Origin of the sequence: Enterobacter cloacae complex sp. SHL021, from assembly GCF_049237765.1 — a bacterium.
GTDB classification, from domain to species: domain Bacteria; phylum Pseudomonadota; class Gammaproteobacteria; order Enterobacterales; family Enterobacteriaceae; genus Enterobacter; species Enterobacter cloacae.
The window spans coordinates 1-1587 of the sequence record NZ_JBMKJG010000059.1 but is presented as its reverse complement, the minus strand read 5'-3'; the positions used below and the strand labels follow the sequence as shown (position 1 = coordinate 1587).

The following is a 1587-nucleotide window of genomic DNA, read 5'->3' as shown; positions in this document are numbered from 1 at the left end:
CTGAAAATGCCGGCCTTTGAATGGGTTCATGTGCAGCTCCATCAGCAAAAGGGGATGATAAGTTTATCACCACCGACTATTTGCAACAGTGCCCTGTTTAGAGTACTATATGCGCCTGCAACAGTGGGCCACCGAAAATATTAAAAAACTGCTTTATCTCGCGGGGGATGACGCGGTGATTAATTACGGGAAAATGCGGCTGGAATTTTTGCAGAAAGCACTGGCGCAGGATACCTCCGGTGACTTCTGCTTTCGTGTGCTGCATCCGGAAGTGTCTGGCCCGCCGGATATGAAAAAGGCTTCCGCCGGGTACCGTGACTTTATTATCGGTAACAGAGCGTTGCTGGATCTGGTGAATTCAGCCGGTGAAGGGGCTCCGGTTGCGCATTATTCCGCTGATGAAATTCAGTCATTATTTTCGGCACAAATACAGGGGTCGGTGGATAAATACGGCGATAGTTTCCTGACGGATGATCCGTATGTGCTGGCGGAAGACAAGCTGCAAACCTGTCAGATGGAAATTGATTTAATGGCGGATGTGCTGAGAGCACCGCCCCGTGAATCCGCAGAACTGATCCGCTATGTATTTGCGGATGAGTGGCCGGAATAAATAAAACCGGGCTTAATACAGATTAAGCCCGTATCGGGTATTATTACTGAATACCAGACAGCTTACGGAGGACGGAATGTTACCCATTGAGACAACCAGACTGCCTTCTGATTATTAATATTTTTCACTATTAATCAGAAGGAATAACCATGAATTTTACCCGGATTGACCTGAATACCTGGAATCGCAGGGAACATTTTGCCCTTTATCGTCAGCAGATTAAATGCGGATTCAGCCTGACCACCAAACTCGATATTACCGCTTTGCGTACTGCACTGGCGAAAACCGGTTATAAGTTTTATCCGCTGATGATTTACCTGATCTCCCGGGCTGTTAATCAGTTTCCGGAGTTCCGGATGGCAATGAAAGATAATGAACTGATTTACTGGGAACAGTCAGACCCGGTCTTTACTGTCTTTCATAAAGAAACCGAAACATTCTCCGCACTGTCCTGCCGTTATTTTCCGGATCTCAGTGAGTTTATGGCGGGTTATAACGCGGTAACAGCAGAATATCAGCATGATACCAGGTTGTTTCCGCAGGGAAATTTACCGGAGAATCACCTGAATATATCATCGTTACCCTGGGTGAGTTTTGACGGATTTAATCTGAATATCACCGGAAATGATGATTATTTTTCCCCGGTTTTTACAATGGCAAAGTTTCAGCAGGAAGGTGACCGCGTACTATTACCTGTTTCTGTACAGGTTCATCATGCAGTCTGTGATGGTTTTCATGCAGCAAGGTTTATCAATACACTTCAGCTGATGTGTGATAACATACTGAAATAAATTAATTAATTCTGTATTTAAGCCACCGTATCCGGCAGGATTGGTGGCTTTTTTTTATATTTTAACCGTAATCTGTAATTTCGTTTCAGAAGGCACTGTTGCAAAGTTAGCGATGAGGCAGCCTTTTGTCTTATTCAAAGGCCTTACATTTCAAAAACTCTGCTTACCAGGCGCATTTCGCCCAGG

Annotated in this window: 2 protein-coding genes; both read left to right on the top strand. The window is 44.8% G+C overall.

The genetic code is table 11. The annotated features are described in order from the left end of the window. Positions 1-109: 109 nt before the first annotated feature. Positions 110-610, top strand: coding sequence for a hypothetical protein (locus tag ACOTZF_RS25180; protein WP_001239317.1), 501 nt, complete (start codon positions 110-112; stop codon positions 608-610). 149 nt (positions 611-759) lie between these two features. Then, the gene (locus ACOTZF_RS25175; RefSeq protein WP_001011939.1) at positions 760-1401 is read left to right on the top strand and encodes a type A-2 chloramphenicol O-acetyltransferase CatII; all 642 of its coding nucleotides are present in this window, start codon (positions 760-762) and stop codon (positions 1399-1401) included. Positions 1402-1587 lie beyond the last annotated feature (186 nt).

Bases quoted from the DNA above. Each gene is read 5' to 3' on its own strand.
- ACOTZF_RS25175 (WP_001011939.1), top strand. From the start codon at position 760: ATGAATTTTACCCGGATTGACCTGAATACCTGGAATCGCAGGGAACAT.
- ACOTZF_RS25180 (WP_001239317.1), top strand. From the start codon at position 110: ATGCGCCTGCAACAGTGGGCCACCGAAAATATTAAAAAACTGCTTTAT.